We start from the raw sequence: 22,637 nt of genomic DNA, 5'->3' as shown, positions 1-22,637 counted from the left end.
GGCGGACCCGTCGGGTCCGCCCCCCCGCACTACAGGCCCAGTCGCGCCTTGAGGCCGTCCAGCTCGGTGAGCAGCGTGATCGGCGTCTTGTCACCGATCTTGTCGAACCACTCCTGGATGAGCGGGATCTCGGCCTTCCACTCGTCGACGTCGACCCGCACGGCCTGGGCCAGTTGGTCGTCGGTCAGCGAAAGCCCGCTCACGTCGAGCGAACCCGGCGCCGGTACGTGCCCGATCGGCGTCTCCACGGCAGCGACCCGGCCCTCGAGCCGGTCGACGACCCACTTGAGCACCCGGCCGTTCTCGCCGTAGCCGGGCCAGAGGAAGCCGCCCTCGTCGTCGCGGCGGAACCAGTTGACGTAGAAGATCTTCGGCAGCTTGTCGGCGTCGGCGCCCTTGGCCACGTCGATCCAGTGCTGGAAGTAGTCACCGGCGTGGTAGCCGATGAACGGGAGCATGGCCATCGGGTCGCGGCGCACCACACCCACGGCACCCGTGGCCGCGGCGGTGGTCTCGGAGCTGAGCGTGGCGCCCATGAAGGTGCCGTGCGTCCAGTCGCGGGACTCGGTGACGAGCGGGATCGTGGTCTTGCGGCGGCCCCCGAACAGGATGGCCGAGATCGGCACTCCCCGCGGGTCGTCGTACTCGTCGGCCAGGATCGGGCAGTTGCGGATCGGCGTGCAGAACCGCGAGTTCGGGTGCGACGAGAGCGTTCCCGACTCCGGCGTCCAGTCGTTGCCGTGCCAGTCGGTCAGATGAGCCGGCGGTGAAGGCGTCATGCCCTCCCACCAGATGTCACCGTCGTCGGTCAGCGCCACGTTGGTGAACACCGAGCCGCCCGCGTCGATCGCCCGCATGGCGTTGGGGTTGGTGTCCCAGCCGGTACCGGGAGCAACGCCGAACAGGCCGTTCTCGGGGTTGGTGGCCCACAGCCGGCCGTCGTCGCCGAAGCGCATCCAGGCGATGTCGTCGCCCAGGGTCTCGACCTTCCAGCCCGGGATCGTCGGTTCGAGCATGGCCAGGTTGGTCTTGCCGCAGGCGCTCGGGAACGCCGCCGCGATGTACTTCACCGTTCCTTCCGGCGACGTGAGCTTGAGGATCAGCATGTGCTCGGCCAGCCAGCCCTCGTCGCGCGCCATCACCGAGGCGATGCGCAGCGAGTAGCACTTCTTGCCGAGCAGGGCGTTTCCGCCGTAACCGGATCCGAACGACTGGATCTCGCGGCTCTCCGGGAACTGCACGATGTACTTGGTGTCGTTGCAGGGCCAGGCCACGTCGACCTGACCGGGCTTGAGCGGGGCGCCGATCGAGTGCATGGCCGGCACGTAGTCGGCTGTCTCGCCCATCTTCTCGAGCACTCTGGTGCCCGTCTTGGCCATCACGTTCATCGAGACCACGACGTAGGGCGAGTCGGTGATCTCCACGCCGAACATCGGCTTCTCGGCCTCGAGATGCCCCATCACGAAGGGGATCACGTACATCGTGCGGCCCTTCATGCAACCGCGGTACAGATCCTTCATGACGGCCCGCATCTCGCCCGGGTCCATCCAGTTGTTGGTCGGGCCGCAGTCGGCCTCGTCGACCGAGCAGATGAAGGTGCGGTCCTCCACCCGGGCCACGTCGGTCGGGTCGGACGCGCACCAGTACGAGTCCTTCTTTTTCGCCAGTTTGACGAAAGTACCTGCGGCGACGAGGTCGTCGATCAGCGACTGGTGCTGCTGCGCGGAACCGTCGATCCACACCACGCGGTCGGGGGTGGTCAGGGCCGCCGTCTCGGCCACCCAGGCCAGCATGCGCGGGTGGGTGGTGGGAGCGTCGATCAGGGTCGGTGCATCGTTCTCGAGCGTCGTCACGGGGCTGCCCTTTCCTCGTGGGGGTGATTTCAGACAGCGTCCGGTCCGCCCCGGCAGCACGGGAGAGATGCTACGGGCGGTAATCGGAACGTCGTTGTCCGCGGGTTTTTCTTCACGTTACCTGTCCGGACAGGTGTTGTGAACCTGTCCGGACATAGGAATCGGTGACGCTCTTCACATGCCCCTGACGTGCGCAAACCCTTGTGCAAGGCCTTTCGTGGATGCTGCAGGAACTTGCAGGACCGGTGACAGCAGTGAACCCCGCCACCGAGTGCTGAAAGCATTCAGTGACGGGGTTCGCGAACGGATCAGCCCTCCAGGGCGGGCTGCTTCTCCCTCTTCCAGGCCGTCGCGATCGAGGTCTTCGTGCTGGTGCGCAGCAGCGAGCCCTCGTAGAGGCGGGCGGCGAACGCGATCAGCAGCACCCCGGTGGCCGCGATGATCCCCAGCGAGATCAGCGCCTCCCACCACGCCGCGTCTTCGATGAGCAGCCGGCGGGGCATGCTGAGCGGTGACGTGAAGGGCACGTAGGAAAGGATTTTCAGGCCCAGGCCGGGCTGGTTCACGTAGAAGGCGCACAGGAACGGGGCGAACAGCAGGATCTGCATCGGCACCGTGGTGGACTGCAGGTCTTCCTGCCGGGCGGACAGGGCCCCGGCGGCGGCCCAGAGGCAGCTCAGCATGATGAACCCGAAGGCGAAGAAGAGCAGGAACCAGCCGCCGGAGTGGAGCAGCAGGCTCACCGCCGCGCTCTGGCCGGTCGCGCTGGCCGCGGCCAGGCCGATCGCCAGCAGCAGGGCCACCTGCCCCAGGGCCAGCGTCGCGTTGCCCAGGATCTTGCCGGCCAGCAGCAGCCGCACCGGCGTGGCCGCGACCAGGATCTCGATCACCCGGCTCTGCTTCTCCTCCACCACGCTCTGGGCGATCGTCATGCCGAAGGTGATCGCGGTGAAGTAGAACAGGAAGGCGAACGCGAAACCGAGCACCAGCGCCACGCTCTCGTTCGGGATCCCGCTCTCCAGCAGGCGCTCCGACGGCGGCTGCATGGTCTGCAGTTGCGTGATGGTGGCCTCGTCCACCCCGGCCTGCGCGAGCAGTGCCCGGGTCTGCTCGGCCGTGGCGGCCAGCGAGATCAGCGTGCTGAGGTCGCCGTCCACGTCCTCGGCACCGACGATCTCCAGGGTGCCGTCGGTCTTCTCGACCAGGGCGGCGTCCACGTCCTCGGTGCGCACCAGCTCGGTGGCCGCCTCGGCGGAATCGCCCGGTACGAGGGTGATCTCGGCGGCCGGGACGCCGGTGTCGGCGAATCCGGTCACGTCGTCGTCGTTGTCGTTCGCCTCGTCGCTCTTCACCGCGGCGGCACCGGTCGTGCGGGCCACCTCGCCGACGGAGACCGCGGTCTGGCCACTCACGGCCAGGCGGTACTCGTCGTGGTCGTCGCCGGACAGCAGAGCCGGGATCAGGATGCCCAGTGCCACCAGCACCAGCATCACGATGCTGGAGATGACGAACGCCTTGTCGCGCAGCTTCGTCGACATCTCCCGGCCCGCGATCAGCCGGATCGTCTCGGACGTCTTCACTTGGACACCTCCCGGTAGATGTCGGCCAGGGCCGGGATCACCCGGCTGAACTCGTGCACCGGCCCGCGGCCCATCGCCACGGACAGCAGCTGCTGGTCGTGCGACACGTCGGGCAGCTCCACCAGCGCCTTCGGGCCGTCGACGTCGAGCACCTGGATGCCGTCGACGTCCCGCAGCCACCCCGCGTCCTCACCCAGAACCAGACGGAAACGCGCACCCGCGCGCTCGTGCCGCAGCTCCGCGACCGTGCCACGGGCCACCACGCCACCGCCGGAGATGATGACCAGGTCGTCACAGATCCGCTCGACCAGGTCGAGCTGGTGGCTGGAGAACAGCACCGGCACGCCGCTCGCCGCGCTGGTGCGCAGGATGGACGTCATGGTGTCGACGGTGATCGGGTCGAGGCCGCTGAACGGCTCGTCGAGCACCAGCAGCACCGGGTCGTGGATCAGCGCGGCGGCGACCTGCACCCGCTGCTGGTTGCCGAGCGAGAGGGTCTCCAGCTTGTCGGTCATGCGCTCGCCCAGGCCGAGCTCCTCGAGCAGGCCGGCGGCCTTGCGGCGAGCCGCAGCCGCGTCGACGCCGTGCAGCCGGGCCAGGAAGATCAGCTGGTCGATCAGGTTCATCTTGGGGTAGAGGCCGCGCTCCTCCGGCATGTAGCCGAACTGGCGGCGGGCCTCTCGGTCGATGAGCTGCCCCTTCCAGCTCACCCGGCCGCCGTCCGGGGCCAGGATGCCCAGGATGATCCGCATCGTGGTGGTCTTGCCGGCGCCGTTCGAGCCGACGAAACCGGTGAGCCGGCCCGGCTCGACGTTGAACGAGATGCCGTCCAGAACCCGGCGGCCGTCGAACGAACGACTGATGCCGTCCAGCTCAAGCATGATCCGCTCCCTGCGTGGTCGTCTGCTTACACCACCGAAGCTATGGCTTGAGCACCCTTTGCGTCGTCCGGCGCGAGACGGACCGGCGCGTCCCCCTCAGGAATGATCCCCGGGCGTGACCACTCCGCTCTCGTACGCGTAGACGACCGCCTGCACCCGGTCGCGCAGCCCGAGCTTGGCCAGCACCCGGGAGACGTGCGTCTTCACCGTCGCCTCGCCCACGAACAGCTTCGCGGCGATCTCGGCGTTGCTCGACCCGGCCGCCAGCAGCCGCAGGATGTCCCACTCCCGTTCGGTGAGCTGGTCGAGTTGTTCGGGACGCCGGACGGTGCCGGTGCGCGTGGTGAACCGGTCGAGCACCCGCCGGGTCAGTTCGGGGGCGAGCATCGCGTCGCCCCGGGCCACGATGCGCACGGCGCTGATCAGGTCTTCCGGCGAGGAGTTCTTCAGGAGGAACCCGGCCGCCCCCGCCTGCAGCGCCTCGAACAGGTAGTCGTCACGGTCGAAGGTGGTGAGGATGACGACCTTCGACCCCGAACCCGCCGTGATCTCCCGGGTGGCGGTGATGCCGTCGGTGCCGGGCATCTGCACGTCCATCAGGATCACGTCGGGCGTGTGCCGCCGGGCCCGGGTGATCGCCTCGGCGCCGTTCGAGGCCTCCGCCACCACCTCCAGACCCGGCTCGGTGGACAGGATCATCCGGAATCCTGCCCGCATCAGCTGCTGGTCGTCGGCCAGCATGACCCGGATCGGCGCCGAGCTCTCGTCTGCTGCGGCGTCACCGTTCGTCGCCGGGCCTTCGTTCGTCACTGCGTCACCGTTCTCACCAGGGGCAGCCGGGCTCGCACCCGGTACCCGCCTTCCGGACGACGGCCGAGGTCCAGCGTGCCGCCGTGCAGATCCACCCGTTCCCGCATACCCACCTGACCCAGACCCGAACCCCGGCTGCCCGTGTGCCCGTTGCCGCGCCCGTCGTCCACCATCTCGAGCTCCACCGCCTCGTCGAGATACCGCAGCCGGGCGTCGATCCGGCTCGCCCCGGCGTGCTTGAGCGAGTTCGTCAGTGCCTCCTGGGCGATGCGGTAGACCGAGACCGACAACGCCACGGTCAGCGGCACGGGCTCACCCACGACCGTGAAATGCGTTGCCGTGCCCGGGGTCGAGGCCTGCTCCAGGAGCTGGGGAAGGGCGTCGACACCGGGGGAGGGCTGGTCGGGACTGCGGTCGTCGCTGTCCCGCAGCACCACCAGCAGGCGCCGCATCTCCTCGACCGCCGAACGTCCGGCCTCCTCGATCACGCCCAGCGTCTGCCGGGTGAGCTCCGGATCGCGGTCGAGCACCCGGCGCGCGGCTCCCGCCTGCACACCCATCAGGCTCACGTTGTGGGCCACCACGTCGTGCAGTTCCCTGGCGATGCGCACTCTTTCGGCCAGCACCGCCCGGCGCGCGCTCTCGTCGCGCTCGCGCGCCAGCTCCAGGGTGCGTTCGCGAAGCTGCTCCTGCTGCCGGGCCTGCCGCCACGAGGCATCGCCGAAATACCAGGCGGCGGCGAAGAAGAGGACGTTGAAGAGGGTCAGGTAGAGGATGTTGGCCAGGTGCGCGGGGATCGGCCCGTCACCCTGCAGGTCGTCGCCCACCTCGGCCCAGGCGGTGGCGCTGATCGCGTAGGCCAGCCAGCAGAACATCACCACCACCACGATCACCCGGGCGGCGTTGGTGATACGCCGGTCGCGGCCCCAGGCCCCGGCCGTGTACAGCGCGCAGAACAGCGAGATCGAGCTCATCGTGCCCTCGATGACGACCCGCGACTGCATGCCGATGAACATGGCCGAGACCGTCAGCAGCACCACGATCGGGTAGCGGCGGCGCAGGCACAGGGGCAGGGCGACGGCCAGCGACCAGAGCACGGACTCGGTGATCGGCATGCGCAGCAGCGCGTCGTTGTCGACCGTGGCCACGCTGCGGTAGAGGAAGACGCTGAGCAGCATGCCGACCGTCACCAGCGCGCCGGTGGCCACGTCCCACTTCTGCTGGCGTGCGGTCGGCGCCGCTCGCGCGAAGTCCGCCTCGTCGTGTTCTGTCCCGCCCCTCATACGGGCAGCGTACGGGGCGGAACCGGGCTCAGTTCTCGACGGGTTGGCCGGCTCCCTCGGGGGCCGGGGGCAGGTCATAGAGGTGATTGGTCCAGGTGTCGCCGTCCCACCAGCGCAGGCGGCTCTCCACCCGGTCGTCGCGGTACCAGCCGGGCTGGTCGGGCGGCGCGGGCTCCGGGTCTTCGCGCAGGGCGATGCGGATCTCGCGGCGGGCCGGCCGGCGCGGGGCCGGGACCTCGGCCACCGGCTCGGGCGTGCGGACGAGCCGGGGCAGGTGCGTCGTCGGCGCGTCGTCGGTGGCCTCGAAGAGCAGCGCCCCCGACCGCGGGTGCTCGAGGTAGTGGATGAGCTCGCCGAGAAGCCATACGGCGGAACGGTCTTCGGTGTCCTCCCGCTCGACCACGGCCTCGGCCACGATCTTGCTCCACGGGAAGTGCAGCATCGGCACCGTGCCGAGCTTCTCCTTCGCGACCGGGGTGGGGTGCTGCCCGACCACCGGCGGGATCTCGTTGCTGATCGTCAGCAGGGCGTCGATGTCGTGCTCGGTGGCCAGGTCGAGATAGGCCTCCAGCCGGGAACGGCGCAGCGGACGGGGACCCGTGCTCACCTCGACCAGTGCCGTCCACTCCTCGCCCACGCGGATCACCCCGTGCGGCAGGCATTCATGGTCGCCCCGGGCGAACGGGACCTCGGTGAAGGTCTCGATCGGCCCTTCCGGTGCCCCCAGCGGTTCGGTCAGCGCGCGGCCGAACCGGGCCACCGCGGTCATGGTGGCCAGCAGCGCGGCGGTCGCCCGGCGCTCCTGTTCCACCTGTGAGGTGATGCCCGTGGTAGGGATCAACCTCGTCTCGTGCCACCCGTTTTTCGTCATTCCCGCCCCCTCCATGACGGATCAGGCTACCCGGCGTCAACCGGTCAGGTCCGGCAGTCTGCACGATCTGTCGGTTACTGGCGAGAGACCGTCACTTCAGAAACATTGGCAACAGCCGGGTGTCGTCATTGTGGCTTTTGCCCGGAAAGCAGGAGATCGAGAATCGCGGCCAGGGGTGGCCATTCGGCCCGGCCGGCCCGGGTGACGGCGTGGGCGCGCAGACGCACGCCGGGATCGTGCAGAGGCAGCAGCACGATACCCGGGCGCACCGGCCGGCCCGCGGGCAGCAGGCCCACGCCCGGTCCGGCGAGAATCAGGTCCTCGACCAGGTCGAGGCTGTCGGCCCGGTGGTCGACGCGGGGCTCGAAGCCCGCCGTCGCGGCCAGGGTTCGCACCACGTCCTCGTCGGCGGTGTTGCGGGAGTTCACGATCCACGACTCGCCGGCCAGGGCGGCCAGGGTCTGCGCGGAACGCCCTCGCCGGGCGTCGGCCCGGTGCGCGGGCGCGCCGATCGCCCACGGCGTGGTCCACAACGGAACCCAGTGCAGTGAGGGGTCTTTCGCGCGGGGAGCCAGGTCGTAGTCGTAGACCAGGGCCAGGTCGATGTCGTCGGCGCCGAGCGCGGCCAGCGCCTCGGCCGGCTCGAGCTCGTGCACCAGCAGGCGCACGCCCGGGTGGGAATCGGCGGGCCGGGCCAGGATCGGCAGCAGGGCGCGCCGGATCGCGGTGGCGAAAGCGCCGGCCCGCAGGGTGCCCGTGGGTTCGGCGGACGGGTCGAGGTCGGCGCGGGCGGCCTCGACCGCGGCCAGGACGGTGACGGCGTGGGTGGCCAGGCGTTTCCCGGCCGGGGTGAGCCGCACCCGGCGCCCGTGCGGCTCGAGCAACGGGGTGCCGACCTCGCGGGCCAGGACGGCGATCTGCTGCGAGACGGTGGACGTGGTGGTGCCGAGAGCGCCGGCGACCTCACGCATCGAGCCGAGCCGGGAGAGCTCGAGCAGCAGTTCGAGGCGCCGGGTCTCCATGACGCCCATTGTCCAGGATTCACGGACGGTTCGTTCGGGATCCTCACGTGGACGTGGACGGTACCGGTGAGTTCACATGAGGCGTGAGCACTCGTTCCGGAACCCTGATGGCGGTCGGCGCCATCGTCAGCGTGCAGCTCGGCCTGGCCGTCGCTGTCCCCCTGCTCGACGACGTCGGCGCGGTGACCACCGCCTGGCTGCGCCTGGTCTGGGCCGGTCTGCTCTTCGCGGTGCTGGTGCGGCCGTCCGGGATGACCCGCCCGGCACTGCTCGGGGCCGTGCTGCTCGGGGTCGTGACCGCGGGGATGACGATGCTGTTCATGGCCTCGCTGCAGTACCTGCCGCTGGGAACGGCCAGTTCGCTGGAGTTCCTCGGGCCGCTCGGGGTGGCGGTGTTCCGCGGCCGGGGCCGGGCCCGTCTGCTGCCGGTGCCCGCACTGGCCGGGGTGCTGCTGCTGACCGAGCCGTGGACCGGGCAGGTGCATCCGGGCGGGGTCGCGCTCGCCCTCTGCGCGGCGGTGTGCTGGGCGGGTTACATCCTTCTCACCCAGAGAATCGGGGACGAGGTGGCCGGGCTGGGTGGGCTGGCGGTCTCGATGCCCGTGGCCGGGCTGGTGGCCACGGCGGTCGCGCTGCCCGGGCTGACCGGGCTGACCGGGGGTGGGGCTCACCACCTCGACGCGGGTCTGCTCGTGCACGGCCTGTTCCTGGCGTTGCTCGTGCCGGTGCTGCCGTTCACGCTGGAGCTGCTGGCGCTGCGGCGGCTGACCACGGCGGCCTTCGGCACGCTGATGAGCCTGGAGCCGGCCGTGGCCACGGTGATCGGGCTGCTGGTGCTGGGGCAGGTGCCGGGGGTGTTCGCGGTGCTCGGGGTGGCGTGCGTGGTGGTGGCCGGGATCGGGGCGGAACGCACCGGGGCGCGGGAGGTCTCGCCGGTCTGACGTCCGGAACCGTTGCTGGGTGCGCGATTCGGTCGATGGCTTCGATCAGTGGCAGAAAGCGGGGTGGCTGGACGGTTCTCGGGCGGCGATGGTCCAGACGTCAGTGTCCAAATTGTCGGTGGTGCCCGGCATAGTGGTGACATGAGCAGAGAGAGGGAGGGGGGTCAGCCGTCAGTCCCCGAGGGGGCCCGGCTGGCAACGGCAATCACGGTTGAGGGTGTCGACCTGGCTCTGCTGCGGCAGGCCGCTCGGCTCCTCGGGGCGGAAGAGGCGGCGGTGGTCGATCAGGCCCTCGCCGAGCTCGTCCGCGATCGCAACCGGCGGCGCGCGGTCGCCGCCGAGATCCAGCGGTACGAGTCCGGTCAGTTCGCGGGGCTGGCCGGGCAGAACGGGGGAATCCGATGAACGTGGGCTGGCTGCTCGACAGCAGTGCGATCGGGCTGGCGCACCGCAAGGAGGTGGCGGCCCGGCTGCGGCCGATGCTGCGGGCCGGGGTGCTCTACACCTGTCCGGTGCTCGACTTGGAGGCGCTGGCCACGGCCGGCACCCCTGCGGCCTACCGGTCGATGCGGGCCGACCGGCAGCAGGTCTACCGCTCGGTGCCGTTCGGCCCGGCGGTGGGTGAGCGGGCGCTGGGGCTGCAGTCCCGGCTGGGGCGGGCAGAAGGGGGCGGCGTGCGTCCGCGCGACCTGCTCGTGGCCGCGACCGCTCTCGAACACGATCTGGTGGTCCTGCACCACCATCCGGCCTTCGGGGTGATCGCCGGGGTCAGCGAGCTCGACCATCGTCCGGTGGCCGACCTGAACACGCTGGAATGAGGCAAATGGCGTACGGTTCCGGGGTCCTGGCAGGCCGAGGGAAGTAGCAGGCAGGTATGGGCAGGACCGCATTCGTGTTCGGCGGCGGGGGCATGCTGGGGGCCAGCGAGGTGGGCATGCTCCGCGCCGTGATGGAGGCCGGGCACCGGCCCGACCTCGTCCTCGGCACCAGCGTCGGCGCGATCAACGGCGCCGTGCTGGCCGCCGAGCCGACCCTCGACTGCGTCGGCGAACTGGTCACCACCTGGGAGTCGCTGGGCGGGCGGGAACTGTTCTCCGGCCCGCTCCAGCGGCTGCGGGTGGCCGCCAGCACCGGCACCCACCTGCACTCCATCGAGCCGCTGCGGGCACTGATCGAGCGCCGGCTCGGCCCGGTCGACATCGAAGACCTGGCCGTGCCCTTCCAGTGCTGCGCGGCCAGCATCGAGCGCGCCGCCGAGACCTGGTTCACCCGGGGGCCGGTGGCCTCCGCGGTGGCGGCGTCCTGCGCGGTGCCGGGCATGTTCGGCCCGGTCCAGATCAACGGCGAGCACTATCTCGACGGGGGCCTGGTCAACAGCCTTCCGGTGGGCCGGGCCGTCGAGCTCGGCGCCACCGAGATCTTCGTGCTCCACGTGGGCCGCATCGAGCAGCCGCTGAGAGTTCCGACCCGGCCCTGGGAGGTCGCGACCGTGGCGTTCGAGATCGCCCGGCGGCACCGGTTCGCCGCCGACATGGCCGCCGTGCCCGAAGGGGTCACGGTGCGTGTGATGCCGGCCGGTGCGGTGGTGAGCCCGAGTGCCAACCTGCGCTACCGCAACACCCAGCGGGTCCGCATGCGCATCGAGGAGGCGTACGAGGCCTCGTGCGCCTACCTGCGGTCGCTACCGGGCGAGGGGCAGGCCTGACGTGCTTCCTCCGTACTGGGTCCGGCGGGTGTTCCTGATCCCGCTGATGCTCGCCGTGAGCCTGTTCGCGGTCGTCACCTCACCGGTCACCCTGCTGCTGGCCGCGGTCGCCGGGCTGGTGATCCCCGGGCAGGGCAGCCGTCCGGTGCGGGTCACGGTGCTGGTGATCGGCTACCTGGCGGCCGAGGGAGTGGCGCTGTTCGCGCTGGCCGGGCTGTGGGTGGCGGCCGGGTTCGGCCGCCGGGTGCGCGAGCCGAAGCACGAGCGGCGGCACTACGTCTGCGTCCAGACGATGCTTCGGTGGATCTTCTGGATGGTCAACCACGTGCTGCACGTGCGGGTTCGCGTCGAGGGGCCGGTGCCGGAGGCCTACCGCGACCGGCCACTGATCGTGTTCAGCCGCCACGCCGGTCCGGGTGACTCGTTCCTGCTCGTGCACGCCCTGATGGACTGGTACGACCGTGAACCCCGCATCGTTCTCAAAGACACCCTTCAGTGGGATCCGGCGATCGACATCGTGCTGAACCGCCTGCCCACGCGCTTCATCCGGTCCGGAGCCCCGGGCCGGGCCACGGTCGACGAGGCGGGCCGGCCCGACGCCGAGACCCAGATCGGCGAACTGGCCCGGCGGCTCGACCACAACGACGCGCTCGTCCTCTTCCCGGAGGGCGGCAACTTCACCGCCCGGCGGCGCGCCCGGGCGATCGCCCGGCTGCGGCGGCGCGGGCTGATGGCCGAGGCGGCGAAGGCCGAGGCGATGCGGCACGTGCTCCCGCCGCGCCCGGGCGGGGTGCTCTCGGTGCTGGAGAACGCGCCCGAGGCCGACGTGGTCTGGGTGGCCCACACCGGCACCGACCACCTGCTCACGGTGGCCGACGTGTGGGGTGCCCTGCCCACGAATCTCGATGTCAGGATGCGGTGGTGGCAGGTCCCGGCGGGCAGCGTGCCGGAGGGGCGCGACGAGCGCATCGCCTGGCTGTTCGAGTGGTGGCGCGAGATCGACGACTGGATCACGGTGAACCGGGTGGCGGAGGGCCAGCGCGAGGTCGCCTGAGACGACATACTGGTAAGTCCTTTGTTGCCCGGCCGGGGTGGCGGAGGTGGTTGCCGGAGCTCGTGACGTGGGGGTGCGCGCGCATTCCGGTGGCTTGCGGTGATGTGCCGACGTTCCTCGCCGTGGCGGGGATCGACCCGGAACACGGCCCGCAGCGGCACGACCAGCAACAGAAGTCATCAGCAGTCATCAGACGACGGAATCGTCACGCCGCCGGGCAGATCCGGCACCCGCGTGGCGAGCAGTGACGAGCAGGGTGGAATGACCAGCATGGGAGGCGACGGCGTGGGCGAGGCCGCCGGTGGAACGCAGAACGCCACCGATCGTGAGGTGTCACTGGAGCAGGACTACGTGGACGTGCTCTACGGGCGCCTCGACGACATCCGCTCCCGGGCCGAGAAGACCCTCGACGACCTGCGCCGCACGTCATCGTCGAACACCCCGGCCGGCCGGGCCGAGAGAGACGCCTTCGACGCGCTGCACACCGAACGGGTGGCCCAGCTCGGCGCGGTCGAAGACCGGCTGGTGTTCGGGCGGCTCGACATGTCCGGCGGCGAGCGGCGTTACGTGGGCCGCATCGGCCTGTCCGACGAGGGCCAGCAGCAGATGCTGGTCGACTGGCGGGCTCCCGCCGCGGCCGCGTTCTACCAGGCCACGGCCGCTTCCCCGGGTGGCGTGGCGCGACGGCGTCACCTGGCCACCCGGGGCCGCACGGTCACCGGCATCGACGACGAGCTGCTCGACGCCTCCGGTCTCGACGCCGACGACCTCACCACCGTCACCGGTGACGGCGCCCTGATGACGGCCCTGACCGAGCACCGCACCGGCAAGATGCGCGACATCGTGGCCACGCTGCAGTCCGAGCAGGACCAGATCGTGCGCGCCCCGCTCACCGGTGTGCTGGTCGTGCAGGGCGGGCCGGGCACCGGCAAGACCGCGGTGGCCCTGCACCGCGCCGCCTACCTGCTCTACACCCACCGCGAGCGCATCGCGAAGAGCGGCGTGCTGGTGGTCGGGCCCTCGCCGGTCTTCCTGCGCTACATCGAGCGGGTGCTGCCGTCGCTCGGTGAGACCGGTGTGGTGCTGTCCACGCCGGGCCAGATCTTCCCCGGCGTCGAGGCCCGAGCCACCGAGCCGGGCGAGGTGGCCGTGCTCAAGGGCGACGTCCGGATGGCCCGGGTGATCCGGGAGGCGGTGCGCCAGCGTCAGCTGCTGCTGCCCAAGCCGGTGCCGATCAGCATCGACGGCGAGCAGATCGTGCTGCGCCCAGCTGCGGTGGCCGAGGCGCGCTCGCGGGCCCGGCAGACCGGCCGGCCGCACAACGAGGCCCGCACGACCTTCGTCAAGCACCTCCTCGACGACCTGGCCGGGCAGCTGGCCCGGTCGCGGCGCCTGGAGAACGACGCCGAGAACCGTCTCGACCTGGCCGCCGAGCTGCGCGACAGCGTCGACGTGCGCCGCGAGATCAACCTGCGCTGGATGCCGCTGTCGGCCGAGGCCTTCCTCGACAAGCTGTTCTCCACCCCGGCCCGGCTGCGCGCGGCCACCGAGCACAAGCTGTCCCGGGCCGAGTCGCGGCTGCTGCTGCGTGAGGCCGGCAGCCCGTGGACCCAGGCCGACGTGCCGCTGCTCGACGAGGTGGCCGAGCTGATCGGCGCCGACGTGACGGCCAGCGCGGCCGCCGCCCGGGAGAAGGCGCGGGTCGCGGCCGAGCGCGCCGAGGCCGTTCGCTACGCCCAGGGTGTGCTGCAGATGTCCGGCGAGGCGTCGGCCATGATGACGGCCGACATGCTGGCCGACCGGTTCGAGGGGCCGAACGGCAGCCTGACCGTGGCCGAGCGCGCCCGCGACGACCGCACCTGGACCTACGGGCACATCGTGGTCGACGAGGCCCAGGAGGTCTCGCCGATGATGTGGCGCACGCTGGGCCGGCGGGTGCCGTCGCGCTCGATGACGGTGGTCGGTGACCTGGCCCAGACCAGCTCCGCGGCCGGGGCCACCACCTGGGCCGGGGCGCTCGACACGATCGCGAAAGACCGCTGGCGGGTGGCCGAGCTGACCGTCAACTACCGCACCCCGGCCAAGATCATGCGCCCGGCCGCGGCGATGCTGACGGCCCAGGGCATCAGCGTGCGGCTGCCCGAGTCGGCCCGGGAGGGCGACTTCGAACCGGCTGTCACCCAGGTGCCGAACAAGCCCGAGAACGTGATCCAGGCCGTGCTCGAGGCCGTCACGAACGACGACAAGGCCCTCGGCGGTGGGCAGTTCGCGGTGATCCTGTCGCGGGCCGGAGCCGTCGGTGAGGTCTCCGAGCGCATCCGCAAAGAGCTCCTGACCTACCCGTCCCTCGCGGAGCGGGTGTCGGTGCTCAGCGTCGACGACGTGAAGGGCCTGGAGTACGACGCGGTCACCGTGGTCGACCCGGTCGGCATCATCGCGGCATCCCCGCGCGGGGCCAGTGACCTGTACGTCGCCCTGACCCGGCCCACGCAGCGGCTCACCGTCATCCACCACGGCGAGCTGCCCCCGGGCCTGAAGATGCACGAACGGTGACGAAGTCGGCCACGGACCGAAACTTCCTGAGGAGACGCTGAGCCGAATATGTGAGCTCGGCCGAAACAACCTCGAATTTGCTTCTGATTCCGATCACCGGGAGGTACACAGATCTTCGGGGTTCCGAATGGTTCCCGCACATCGAGTGATCTCGAGGACAAACCGATGACGCGTCGCCCCGCGCTCGACGGCCTCCGGGCTTTCGCCGTCCTGGCCGTGATGGCTTTCCACACCTCACCGGCGGCCCACGGCGGTTTTCTCGGCGTGGACGTCTTCTTCGTGGTCAGCGGTTTCCTCATCACCGCGCTGCTGTTGCGGGAGCACGAGCGCACCGGCCGCGTCGACCTGCGGCAGTTCTACGTGCGCCGGGCCCTGCGGCTGCTGCCGCCGCTGCTGTTCATGCTGGCGGTCACGCTGCCCGTGGTGCTCACGATCATGCACGGTGACATGCGCATCAATCCGGTGGTGTCGCTGCTGAGTGTGGTCTTCTACGTGGCGAACTGGGCCAACGTCTTCGTGAACGTGGGCACCGGGATCTGGACGCACACCTGGTCGCTGTCGATCGAGGAGCAGTTCTACCTGATCTGGCCGCTGGTGCTGATCTGGGTGCTGGCCCGGCGCCGGCGGTCCCCGGCGGTGGGCCTGGCCGTTGTGATCGCGGTGGTCGTGGTGACCCGGTGGGTGAGCGCCGGTTCGGGTGAGAGCCCGCTGTGGGTCTACTACGCCACCACCTCGCACTGCGACGGTCTGCTGCTCGGCGCCCTGCTGGCCGTGCTGCTCGAGAAGCGCGAGAGCCTGGTGCGCAGCCCGCGGATCTCCGAGGCGGTGGCCTGGGTGGGAGCCCTGGGCCTGGCCGGGCTGTTCGCCACCTCGTACATCGAGGCCTCCGGCACCTATCACTGGCGCCTGCCGCTGGCTGCGCTGTTCAGCGCGATGGTCGTGCACCACCTGGCCACCTGCGCGCAGGGCCCGATGGTTCGGCTGCTGTCGCTGAAGCCGTTCGTGGTGGTGGGCACCGTCTCGTACGGCCTGTACCTGTACCACTTCCCGGTCTTCATGACCGTGCAGAGCCGGGGCTACTCGCACCTGGTGCAGCACGTCCTCGAGATCACCCTGAGCGTGGCGCTGACCGTCTTCTCCTGGTTCCTGGTGGAGCGGCCCGCACTGCGCCTGAAAGACCGGTTGCCGAAGATCACCGCCCCGGTGGTGCTGCCTGCGCCAGCCGGGGGAGTGGGGGAGCAGCCCGTCTGAGAGCGGGTTTACGGTGGCGGCGGAACCCGCCCGGCCGAGGAAAGGATCCACCGTGACCAAACCCCTGCTCCAGATCGTCGTCGCCAGCACCCGTCCCGGCCGCGTCGGGCTCCCGGTCGCGCAGTGGTTCCAGAAGGTGGCCGACAAGCACGCGGGTTTCGCGGTCGAGTTGGTCGACCTGGCCGCGGTCGACCTGCCGCTGATGAACGAGCCGAACCACCCGCGCCTGCGTCAGTACGTGCACGAGCACACCCGGCGCTGGAGCGCCCAGGTGGATCGGGCCGACGCGTTCGTGTTCGTGATGCCGGAGTACAACCACGGTTACACCGCCCCGCTGAAGAACGCGATCGACTATCTGTCGCAGGAGTGGGCGAACAAGCCGGTCGGTCTCGTCAGCTACGGCGGCGTCTCGGCCGGCACCCGGGCGGTCACCACGCTCGACCCGGTGCTGAACGCGGTGAAACTGCGCCCGGCCGGCGCCAATGTGCACATCCCGCTGGTGACGCAGTTCCTCACCGAGGAACGCACGATCGCGCCCAACGACGTGATGAGCGCCGCCGCCCAGGCCCTGATGGTCGAGCTCGAAGTGCTCGCCCACACTCTCAAACCGCTTCGGAAGAAGTCCTAGTCCGAGTGCAGGTAGGCCAGAACCGCCAGCACCCGGCGGTTGTCGTCGGCCGCCAGCGGCAGGTCGAGCTTGGTGAAGATGCTGTTGGTGTGCTTGCCCACGGCCTTCTCGGAGACGTAGAGCCGGGCCGCGATCGCCGCGTTCGACCGGCCCTGGGCCATCAGCGCCAGCACCTCGCGCTCGCGTTCGGTCAGGCGCTCCATCGGGGCCTCGCGCTGCGCCCGGGTGAGGATGCTTGAGACCACCTGCGGGTCGAGCACGGTGCCCCCGCCCGCCACCTGCTGCACCGCCTCGACGAACGCACGGACGTCGGTGATGCGGTCTTTCAGCAGGTAGCCGATCGCCCCCTGCCCGGACGCCAGGAGCTCCTTGGCGTAGAGCTGCTCCACGTACTGGCTGAGCACGAGCACCGGGAACGACGGCCGCCGGCGCCGGATCTCGACCGCCGCCATGAGCCCCTCGTTGGTGAAGCTGGGCGGCAGTCGCACGTCGAGCACGGCGATGTCCGCACCCTGCGCGTCGAGCTCGTGCAGCAGTGACGTGGCGTTGTCGACGGCGGCCACGACCTCGAAGTCGTGCGCCTCGAACAGTCGCACCAGCCCGTCCCGCAGCAGGGCCAGATCCTCGGCGATCACGACGCGCACGGCACCTCCACGACGATCCGGGTCGGCCCTCCGACGGGGCTGTCGATGATCAGTGTGCCGTCGAACGCGCGCAGCCGGCGCGCCACCCCCGCCAGACCGGAACCGGAACCCAGCGACGCTCCGCCGGTCCCGTCGTCCCCGATCTCGGCTCGCAACAACCCGCCGGAGAGCTGCAGCACCACCCAGGCGCGCGACGCCGACGAATGTTTCACCACGTTCGCCAGGGCCTCGGCCACGGCGAAGTACACCGCGGTCTCGATCGGCGCCGGGATCCGCCCACCCAGCGCCGAGGACGTGGTGACCGGCAGCGAGATCTGCACCGCCAGCGCCTCGACCGCCCCTGCCAGCCCCCGGTCGGCCAGCACCGGCGGATGGATGCTGCGCACCACCCCGCGAATGTCCTCGAGCGCGTCGGTGGTGGCCTGCCGGGCCTCGGCCAGCAACGCGGCCGCGGCCTCCGGATCGCGCCGCAGAAGCTGTTCCGCCAGGCCGATGTTCATGCCCAGCGACACGATCCGGGCCTGTGCCCCGTCGTGCAGGTCGCGCTCGATCCGGCGGATCTCGGCGGCCGAGTGATCGATGCTCTCGGCCCTCGACTCCGACACCGCCGCCACCCGGCGCTCCAGCTGGGCGGTGAGCGAACTGCCGTACATGGCCAGCGTGGTGATCGCCCGCACCTTCGACAGCAACGGCGCGAGGATCCAGAAGAGCACCAGGTCGAGCGGGATCGGCAGCAGCCACCACCCGCTGTGGAACACCAGTGTGAGCACGAGATGGGTGATCGCGAGACCCGGAAGGGCCACCGCGACCACCGACATCACGAACCCGCCGGTGGTCGCGAACGCGATGAAGGCCAGGTCGAGCCAGCGCCGCGGGTCTTGCAGCCAGAGGAACGGATGCGCCCACACCGCGGCCAGACCCGTGACGTCCGAGCGCTTGTAGTCACGGATCTCGACCGGCTGCTTCAGCGCGCTCCCGGCCAGATGGCGGTGCAGGCGGCCGAGCTGGCCGGTCACCGGCACGGCCGCCCACAGCAGCAGGAACCCCACGCCCACGGTCGCGGTGGGCCAGCCGACGAGGAGCAGGATCAGGAAGCACAGACCGGGCGCCCAGAGCAGCACGTGCATGAGCTCGAGCAGCCAGACCCGGGCTCGGTCGATCAGCCCGGCCTCGTCGAACCGCAGCAGCGGTATCCGGCGCAGGCCGCGGTCGCCCCACATAATCACCCAGTCTGTCAGTCCCGAGGGTGGACGGGGTGGCACCGTCCCGGTCCCGCTCACCTCGGTCACGTCCCGGCGTCCAGAGCATGGAGGACGCACCGGGACCGTCCCGATCCTGCTCACGTCGCTCACGCCACGGCTTCCAGGGCCGAACCACGCAGCGCCCGCCGGGTGAGCACCGAGGTCGCTCCCAGCGTCACCAGCAGAGCCAGAGCGGCGACCGCCAGGAAATACCCGGGGCCCACGCCGGGCCACACCCGGTCGAGCCGGGCCCAGCTGAAGGCCGGGACCGTCGCCAGCGCCCCCGCGGTGCCGATCACGATGCCGGTCACCGCCAGGAACAGGGCCTCCAGCGTCATGGTCTGCCGGATCTGCCGCCGGGTGGCCCCGGCCAGCCGCTGCTGGCCGAACTCGCGCCGCCGGTCGGCGATCGCCGCGGCCAGCGTGTTCACCACCATGATCGCGGCGAACAGCGCGATCATCCCGACCACCACGTAGTTGAGCAGCTCGACGTCCTCGGCCTCCCGGGTGGCCACCAGCCCGGCGCTCGCCCGGTTCTCGATCGCCACCAGATAGACCGTGCCGGTGCTGATCCCGGCGAACACGGTGATCGGGGCCAGAGCCGCACCGAGCACGTGCGCCCGGGCCCGCAGGTCGTGCCGGGCCAGGTGACCGGCCACCCCGAAAGGCCGCAGCACCCAGCCGAAACCGGCCGTGGCCAGCCGCAGCAGCACCGGTGAGAGCACCGCCAGGCCGAGGCAGGCGAGCACCCCGCCCGGTCCGGCCGTGCTCATCGGGGCCAGCGGGTCGGGGTCGTCGGCCATCACCGTCACCGTGACCACCGACGCCTGGATCCCGGCCAGCACCAGCAGGATTCCGGCCGCGACGCGCAGACGGCCGACCCTGCGAGGGCTCGTTCCCGGCGAACGGCGGGTGGCCAGACGCCCGGCCAGGTAGCCGACCACCACGATCACGGCCGACCCGGCCAGCAGCGCGGGAAGCTGCCCGTGCCCGGTGACGCCGGCGGAGAGCATGCCGACGTCACGCATCAGCGCCAGGATGCGGTCGCCGACCAGTCCGGCCGGGACGAGGGCCAGCAGCACGGCGGTGACCGTGACCAGCGAGGCCTCGATCAGCACCAGCCGCCGGATCTGCTGCCCGGTGGCGCCGACCGACCGCAGAAGCGCGCTCTCGTGCGTCCTCTGGCCGATGACCAAGGTGAGCGTGGACGCCACACTGAACAGCACGATCAGGGTGCCCCACCCGCCCATCACGGCACCCATCGTGATCAGCCGCTGGGAGTCGGCGTCCGGGATGTCGCCGCCGGCGGCGCTCACCAGGGTGGCGAACGCGCCGATCAGCACGGCGCCGCAGAAGACCGAGAGGAAGTGGGCGGTGAAGGCCGGGATCCGGGTGCGGAGGGACGCGACGGCGAGAGTCCGCATCAGGCACCGGCCTTCGTGGTGGTCGGGACGGCGGACGCGGGGACGAGCTGGTCGAGGTGCGTCATCTGGGCCGCCACCGCCTCGGGGGTCGGGTTGCTCATCTGCCCGGCGATCCGGCCGTCGGCCAGGAACACCACCTGGTCGGCATAGGCGGCGGCGACCGGGTCATGGGTGACCATCACGATCGTCTGACCCAGCCGGTCGGCCGAGCCCCGCAGGATTCCCAGCACGTTGCGGGCGCTACGGCTGTCGAGCGCGCCGGTCGGCTCGTCGGCGAACAGCACGTCGGGCCGGGTGACCAGGCCCCGGGCGATCGCCACGCGCTGCCGCTGACCGCCGGACAGCTCGCTCGGCAGCGAGTGCAGGCGGTCGCCGAGCCCGACCTCCTCGAGCAGGTCCCGGGCCAGGTCGCGCGGCACCCGGCCCCCGGCCAGGCGCAGCGGCAGCTCCACGTTCTGCCCGGCCGTCAGGTAGGGCAGCAGGTTGAGGCCCTGGAAGACGATGCCGATCCGCTCCCGCCGGAACACCGTGGCCTCCGCCTCGTCGGTGGGCAGTGGGCGTCCGCCGATCGTGATCGTTCCCGCCCGCGGTCGCTCCAGCCCGGCGACGCAGTTCAGGAAGGTGCTCTTGCCCGAGCCGGACGGGCCCATCAGTGCGGTGAAACTGCCCCGGGCCAGGCGCAGGCCGACCTCGCTGAGCGCCTCGACCGCCCCCGGCCCACTGCCGTAGGTCATGCTCAGGCCGCTGACATCCAGTGCGTGTTCCATGGTGGATCCCCCTCGCGTCGTCGGTTGACCCTTCGATCCTGCGAGGGACGCGCGGACCGCTCGAGGGGTCTGGGGAGCCGGTGAGGGTAGGGCTAAGCCCACCTCGTGCGGGTCGTTTCAACGGCGTGGAAAGATTCGGGTCATGTCCGCACTGCCCGTGACCGAGGCCGATGTCGAGGCCGCCGCCCAGCTGCTCGAGCCGGTGATCCGGCGCACGCCGGTGGTGCGCAGCCGCGCGCTGTCCGACCTGCTCGGTGGCCCGGTGTACCTGAAGTGCGAGAACCAGCAGCGCGCCGGGTCGTTCAAGATCCGCGGCGCCTACACGCGAATGGCCCGGCTCTCCGACGAGGAGAAGGCCCGCGGGGTGGTCGCGGCCAGCGCCGGCAACCACGCGCAGGGGGTGGCCCTGGCCGCCCGGCTGCTCGGCATCGAGGCCCGGGTCTACATGCCGGTCGGGGCGCCGCTGCCCAAGCTCGACGCCACCCGCGGTTACGGCGCCGAGGTGGTGCTCACGGGCAGCACGGTGGACCAGTGTCTCGCCAGTGCGCTCGAGCACGCCGAGACCAGTGGCTCGGTGATGATCCACCCGTTCGACCATCCCGACGTGGTGGCCGGGCAGGGCACGATCGCGCTGGAGTTCCTCGAGCAGTGCCCCGAGGTGAAGACGGTTCTGGTCAGCACCGGGGGCGGAGGGCTGCTGGCCGGGGTGGCGACGGTGCTCAAGGCACGCCGTCCCGACATCCGGGTGATCGGCGTGCAGGCCCAGACCGCCGCCGCCTACCCTCCCTCGCTGGCCGCGGGCCGGCCCGAGTCGCTGCCCTCGATGAGCACGATGGCCGACGGCATCGCGGTCGGCCGGCCCGGGGACGTGCCCTTCGCGATCGTCGAGAACCTGGTCGACCAGGTGGTCACGGTCGACGAGGAGACCATCTCGCGGGCCCTGATCCTGATGCTCGAACGGCAGAAGCTGCTGATCGAGCCGGCCGGGGCGGTCGCCGTCGCGGCCCTGCTCGGCGGTGGGCTCGAGATCGAGACCCCGGCGCTGGCCGTGCTTTCCGGCGGCAACGTCGACCCGCTGCTGCTCATGCGGCTGATCCGGCACGGCCTGGCCTCGGCCGGGCGCTACCTGCGGCTGCAGGTGCGGGTGCCCGACAGCCCGGGCTCGCTCGCCGCGCTGCTCATGTGCCTGGCCGACACCGACGCCAACGTGATGGAGGTCGAGCACGTGCGCACCGGCCCGCACACCCCGGTGAACGAGGTGGAGGTCGCGCTCTGGCTCGAGACCCGGGGCCCGGCGCACTGCGAGCAGGTCGTGAACGACCTCAGGGCCGCCGGTTACCAGCCTCAGCTCGACTGACGGGACCGTCGCCCGGGGCCGGGCTGCCGGCCGCGCTCCGGGCGCCGACCGTTCTGACCACGTACCCGACCACCACCCAGGCCGCCGCGACCACGAGCCACCCGGCCGCCACGTCCGCCAACCAGTGGTTCGCCGTGCCGACCACGACCGCGGCGGTCAGCACCGCGTGCAGCCAGCCCAGCCCGCGCAGCAGGCGGTTGGTGGTGACCAGGTGCAGCGCCAGTGCCACCCACAACGCCCAGCCGGCGTGCATCGAGGGCATGGCGGCGAGCTCGTTGGTCATCCGGCCCAGGCCCCCGGGCAGTGAGTCGCCGTGGCTCCACCAGCCCAGACGGGCGCTCGAGGCGAGGACGTCGGTGTAGCCGGGCAGGAAGCGCGGCGGAGCCGTGGGCAGCGTCAGGTAGACGGACAGGGCGATCACCGTCGCCAGCACCAGAGCGTTGCGGGCCCTCCGGTAGGCCGGGCGCCCGGCGGCCCAGAGCGCCACCAGCACCGCCGCCGTGACCAGGTAGTGCGCGGCCGCGTAGTAGAAACTCGCCGCCACACCGAGCCATTCGTGCTGCACGACGAACCGGTTGAGGCCCCGCTCCAGGTCGAGGCCGGTGTTCTGCTCGAACGACAGCAGGGCCCGGGCCCGGGCGAGAGCGGGTTGGGGCTCGGCCGACGCGATCAGCCGGGACAGCGAGTAGACGCCCCAGAGTGCGCCCAGCAGAACGAGTTCCCGCACTCCGCGCATCATGCAACTGCCCCCTCGGCCCGGACCGGCATCCAC

The 22,637-nt window shown here is 71.1% G+C and carries 21 protein-coding genes; 9 read left to right on the top strand and 12 right to left on the bottom strand.

Features of this window, described 5'->3' with window-relative positions; all coding sequences use genetic code 11:
• Positions 1-29 precede the first annotated feature (29 nt).
• The 7 genes from J2S57_RS09715 to J2S57_RS09685 form a co-directional block, all read right to left on the bottom strand.
• Positions 30-1,853: a phosphoenolpyruvate carboxykinase (GTP) gene (locus tag J2S57_RS09715; protein WP_307240738.1), complete on the bottom strand. Its 1,824-nt coding sequence runs from the start codon at positions 1,851-1,853 to the stop codon at positions 30-32.
• Positions 1,854-2,161: 308 nt separating this feature from the next.
• Complete coding sequence (locus J2S57_RS09710; protein ID WP_307240736.1) at positions 2,162-3,433, bottom strand: ABC transporter permease; 1,272 nt, start codon at positions 3,431-3,433, stop codon at positions 2,162-2,164.
• Positions 3,430-4,314, bottom strand: a complete 885-nt coding sequence (locus J2S57_RS09705; protein WP_307240734.1) for an ABC transporter ATP-binding protein — start codon at positions 4,312-4,314, stop codon at positions 3,430-3,432. Before J2S57_RS09705 ends, J2S57_RS09710 begins: the two co-directional genes overlap by 4 nt.
• 96 nt (positions 4,315-4,410) lie before the next feature.
• Positions 4,411-5,055 carry a response regulator gene (locus J2S57_RS09700; protein ID WP_370882611.1) on the bottom strand — a complete coding sequence of 215 codons (645 nt, stop codon included), beginning with the start codon at positions 5,053-5,055 and terminating at the stop codon, positions 4,411-4,413.
• 65 nt (positions 5,056-5,120) lie between these two features.
• Positions 5,121-6,407, bottom strand: coding sequence for a sensor histidine kinase (locus J2S57_RS09695; protein WP_307240730.1), 1,287 nt, complete (start codon positions 6,405-6,407; stop codon positions 5,121-5,123).
• A gap of 28 nt (positions 6,408-6,435) precedes the next feature.
• Entirely contained in the window at positions 6,436-7,248 is an 813-nt protein-coding gene (locus J2S57_RS09690) for a DUF2510 domain-containing protein (protein WP_307240728.1), read from the bottom strand.
• 155 nt (positions 7,249-7,403) lie between these two features.
• Positions 7,404-8,300 (bottom strand): LysR substrate-binding domain-containing protein, encoded by an 897-nt coding sequence (locus J2S57_RS09685; protein ID WP_307240726.1) that lies wholly within the window; start codon positions 8,298-8,300, stop codon positions 7,404-7,406.
• A gap of 107 nt (positions 8,301-8,407) precedes the next feature.
• On the opposite strand from J2S57_RS09685, the gene J2S57_RS09680 reads away from it, so the two are divergent.
• From J2S57_RS09680 to J2S57_RS09645, 8 genes are all read left to right on the top strand, one after another.
• Positions 8,408-9,241: an EamA family transporter gene (locus J2S57_RS09680; protein ID WP_370882610.1), complete on the top strand. Its 834-nt coding sequence runs from the start codon at positions 8,408-8,410 to the stop codon at positions 9,239-9,241.
• Positions 9,242-9,382: 141 nt separating this feature from the next.
• The gene (locus J2S57_RS09675) at positions 9,383-9,646 is read left to right on the top strand and encodes a hypothetical protein (protein WP_307240722.1); all 264 of its coding nucleotides are present in this window, start codon (positions 9,383-9,385) and stop codon (positions 9,644-9,646) included.
• Positions 9,643-10,059: a PIN domain-containing protein gene (locus J2S57_RS09670; protein ID WP_307240720.1), complete on the top strand. Its 417-nt coding sequence runs from the start codon at positions 9,643-9,645 to the stop codon at positions 10,057-10,059. The genes J2S57_RS09675 and J2S57_RS09670 overlap by 4 nt, the downstream gene beginning before the upstream one ends.
• Before the next feature lie 56 nt (positions 10,060-10,115).
• Positions 10,116-10,946 carry a patatin-like phospholipase family protein gene (locus J2S57_RS09665; RefSeq protein WP_307240718.1) on the top strand — a complete coding sequence of 277 codons (831 nt, stop codon included), beginning with the start codon at positions 10,116-10,118 and terminating at the stop codon, positions 10,944-10,946.
• 46 nt (positions 10,947-10,992) lie between these two features.
• Positions 10,993-12,000, top strand: coding sequence for a 1-acyl-sn-glycerol-3-phosphate acyltransferase (locus tag J2S57_RS09660; protein ID WP_370882609.1), 1,008 nt, complete (start codon positions 10,993-10,995; stop codon positions 11,998-12,000).
• Positions 12,001-12,261: 261 nt separating this feature from the next.
• Positions 12,262-14,553 carry a HelD family protein gene (locus tag J2S57_RS09655; RefSeq protein ID WP_307240713.1) on the top strand — a complete coding sequence of 764 codons (2,292 nt, stop codon included), beginning with the start codon at positions 12,262-12,264 and terminating at the stop codon, positions 14,551-14,553.
• A gap of 165 nt (positions 14,554-14,718) precedes the next feature.
• Entirely contained in the window at positions 14,719-15,804 is a 1,086-nt protein-coding gene (locus tag J2S57_RS09650; protein ID WP_307240711.1) for an acyltransferase family protein, read from the top strand.
• 52 nt (positions 15,805-15,856) lie between these two features.
• A complete protein-coding gene (locus J2S57_RS09645) occupies positions 15,857-16,432 on the top strand; it encodes an NADPH-dependent FMN reductase (RefSeq protein WP_307240710.1) in 576 nt (191 codons plus the stop codon).
• On the opposite strand, the gene J2S57_RS09640 is transcribed toward J2S57_RS09645, so the two are convergent.
• The 4 genes from J2S57_RS09640 to J2S57_RS09625 all read right to left on the bottom strand — a co-directional run bounded on the left by J2S57_RS09640 (position 16,429) and on the right by J2S57_RS09625 (position 20,508).
• Complete coding sequence (locus tag J2S57_RS09640) at positions 16,429-17,076, bottom strand: response regulator (RefSeq protein WP_307240708.1); 648 nt, start codon at positions 17,074-17,076, stop codon at positions 16,429-16,431. The genes J2S57_RS09645 and J2S57_RS09640 overlap by 4 nt on opposite strands.
• The gene (locus J2S57_RS09635) at positions 17,064-18,296 is read right to left on the bottom strand and encodes a sensor histidine kinase (protein ID WP_307240706.1); all 1,233 of its coding nucleotides are present in this window, start codon (positions 18,294-18,296) and stop codon (positions 17,064-17,066) included. Before J2S57_RS09635 ends, J2S57_RS09640 begins: the two co-directional genes overlap by 13 nt.
• Before the next feature lie 128 nt (positions 18,297-18,424).
• Positions 18,425-19,741 (bottom strand): ABC transporter permease, encoded by a 1,317-nt coding sequence (locus J2S57_RS09630; RefSeq protein WP_307240704.1) that lies wholly within the window; start codon positions 19,739-19,741, stop codon positions 18,425-18,427.
• Positions 19,741-20,508: an ABC transporter ATP-binding protein gene (locus J2S57_RS09625; protein ID WP_307240702.1), complete on the bottom strand. Its 768-nt coding sequence runs from the start codon at positions 20,506-20,508 to the stop codon at positions 19,741-19,743. The genes J2S57_RS09630 and J2S57_RS09625 overlap by 1 nt, the downstream gene beginning before the upstream one ends.
• A 142-nt stretch (positions 20,509-20,650) precedes the next feature.
• Between J2S57_RS09625 and ilvA the strand changes: the two genes are divergently transcribed.
• Positions 20,651-21,865 (top strand): threonine ammonia-lyase, encoded by a 1,215-nt coding sequence (gene ilvA / locus J2S57_RS09620; protein ID WP_307240700.1) that lies wholly within the window; start codon positions 20,651-20,653, stop codon positions 21,863-21,865.
• On the opposite strand, the gene J2S57_RS09615 is transcribed toward ilvA, so the two are convergent.
• Positions 21,831-22,592 carry a phosphatase PAP2 family protein gene (locus J2S57_RS09615; RefSeq protein ID WP_307240698.1) on the bottom strand — a complete coding sequence of 254 codons (762 nt, stop codon included), beginning with the start codon at positions 22,590-22,592 and terminating at the stop codon, positions 21,831-21,833. The two genes, ilvA and J2S57_RS09615, sit on opposite strands and share 35 nt — an antisense overlap.
• Positions 22,593-22,637 lie beyond the last annotated feature (45 nt).

Origin of the sequence: Kineosporia succinea, assembly GCF_030811555.1 — a bacterium.
Classification (GTDB): domain Bacteria; phylum Actinomycetota; class Actinomycetes; order Actinomycetales; family Kineosporiaceae; genus Kineosporia; species Kineosporia succinea.
This window is presented reverse-complemented; position numbering and strand designations above follow the sequence as displayed.

Bases quoted from the DNA above. Each gene is read 5' to 3' on its own strand.
- J2S57_RS09630 (WP_307240704.1), bottom strand. From the start codon at position 19,741: ATGCGGACTCTCGCCGTCGCGTCCCTCCGCACCCGGATCCCGGCCTTC.
- J2S57_RS09670 (WP_307240720.1), top strand. From the start codon at position 9,643: ATGAACGTGGGCTGGCTGCTCGACAGCAGTGCGATCGGGCTGGCGCAC.
- J2S57_RS09700 (WP_370882611.1), bottom strand. From the start codon at position 5,055: ATGCTGGCCGACGACCAGCAGCTGATGCGGGCAGGATTCCGGATGATC.
- J2S57_RS09625 (WP_307240702.1), bottom strand. From the start codon at position 20,508: ATGGAACACGCACTGGATGTCAGCGGCCTGAGCATGACCTACGGCAGT.
- ilvA (WP_307240700.1), top strand. From the start codon at position 20,651: ATGTCCGCACTGCCCGTGACCGAGGCCGATGTCGAGGCCGCCGCCCAG.
- J2S57_RS09655 (WP_307240713.1), top strand. From the start codon at position 12,262: ATGACCAGCATGGGAGGCGACGGCGTGGGCGAGGCCGCCGGTGGAACG.
- J2S57_RS09680 (WP_370882610.1), top strand. From the start codon at position 8,408: ATGGCGGTCGGCGCCATCGTCAGCGTGCAGCTCGGCCTGGCCGTCGCT.
- J2S57_RS09705 (WP_307240734.1), bottom strand. From the start codon at position 4,314: ATGCTTGAGCTGGACGGCATCAGTCGTTCGTTCGACGGCCGCCGGGTT.
- J2S57_RS09635 (WP_307240706.1), bottom strand. From the start codon at position 18,296: ATGTGGGGCGACCGCGGCCTGCGCCGGATACCGCTGCTGCGGTTCGAC.
- J2S57_RS09685 (WP_307240726.1), bottom strand. From the start codon at position 8,300: ATGGAGACCCGGCGCCTCGAACTGCTGCTCGAGCTCTCCCGGCTCGGC.
- J2S57_RS09695 (WP_307240730.1), bottom strand. From the start codon at position 6,407: ATGAGGGGCGGGACAGAACACGACGAGGCGGACTTCGCGCGAGCGGCG.
- J2S57_RS09650 (WP_307240711.1), top strand. From the start codon at position 14,719: ATGACGCGTCGCCCCGCGCTCGACGGCCTCCGGGCTTTCGCCGTCCTG.
- J2S57_RS09660 (WP_370882609.1), top strand. From the start codon at position 10,993: ATGCTCGCCGTGAGCCTGTTCGCGGTCGTCACCTCACCGGTCACCCTG.
- J2S57_RS09675 (WP_307240722.1), top strand. From the start codon at position 9,383: ATGAGCAGAGAGAGGGAGGGGGGTCAGCCGTCAGTCCCCGAGGGGGCC.
- J2S57_RS09665 (WP_307240718.1), top strand. From the start codon at position 10,116: ATGGGCAGGACCGCATTCGTGTTCGGCGGCGGGGGCATGCTGGGGGCC.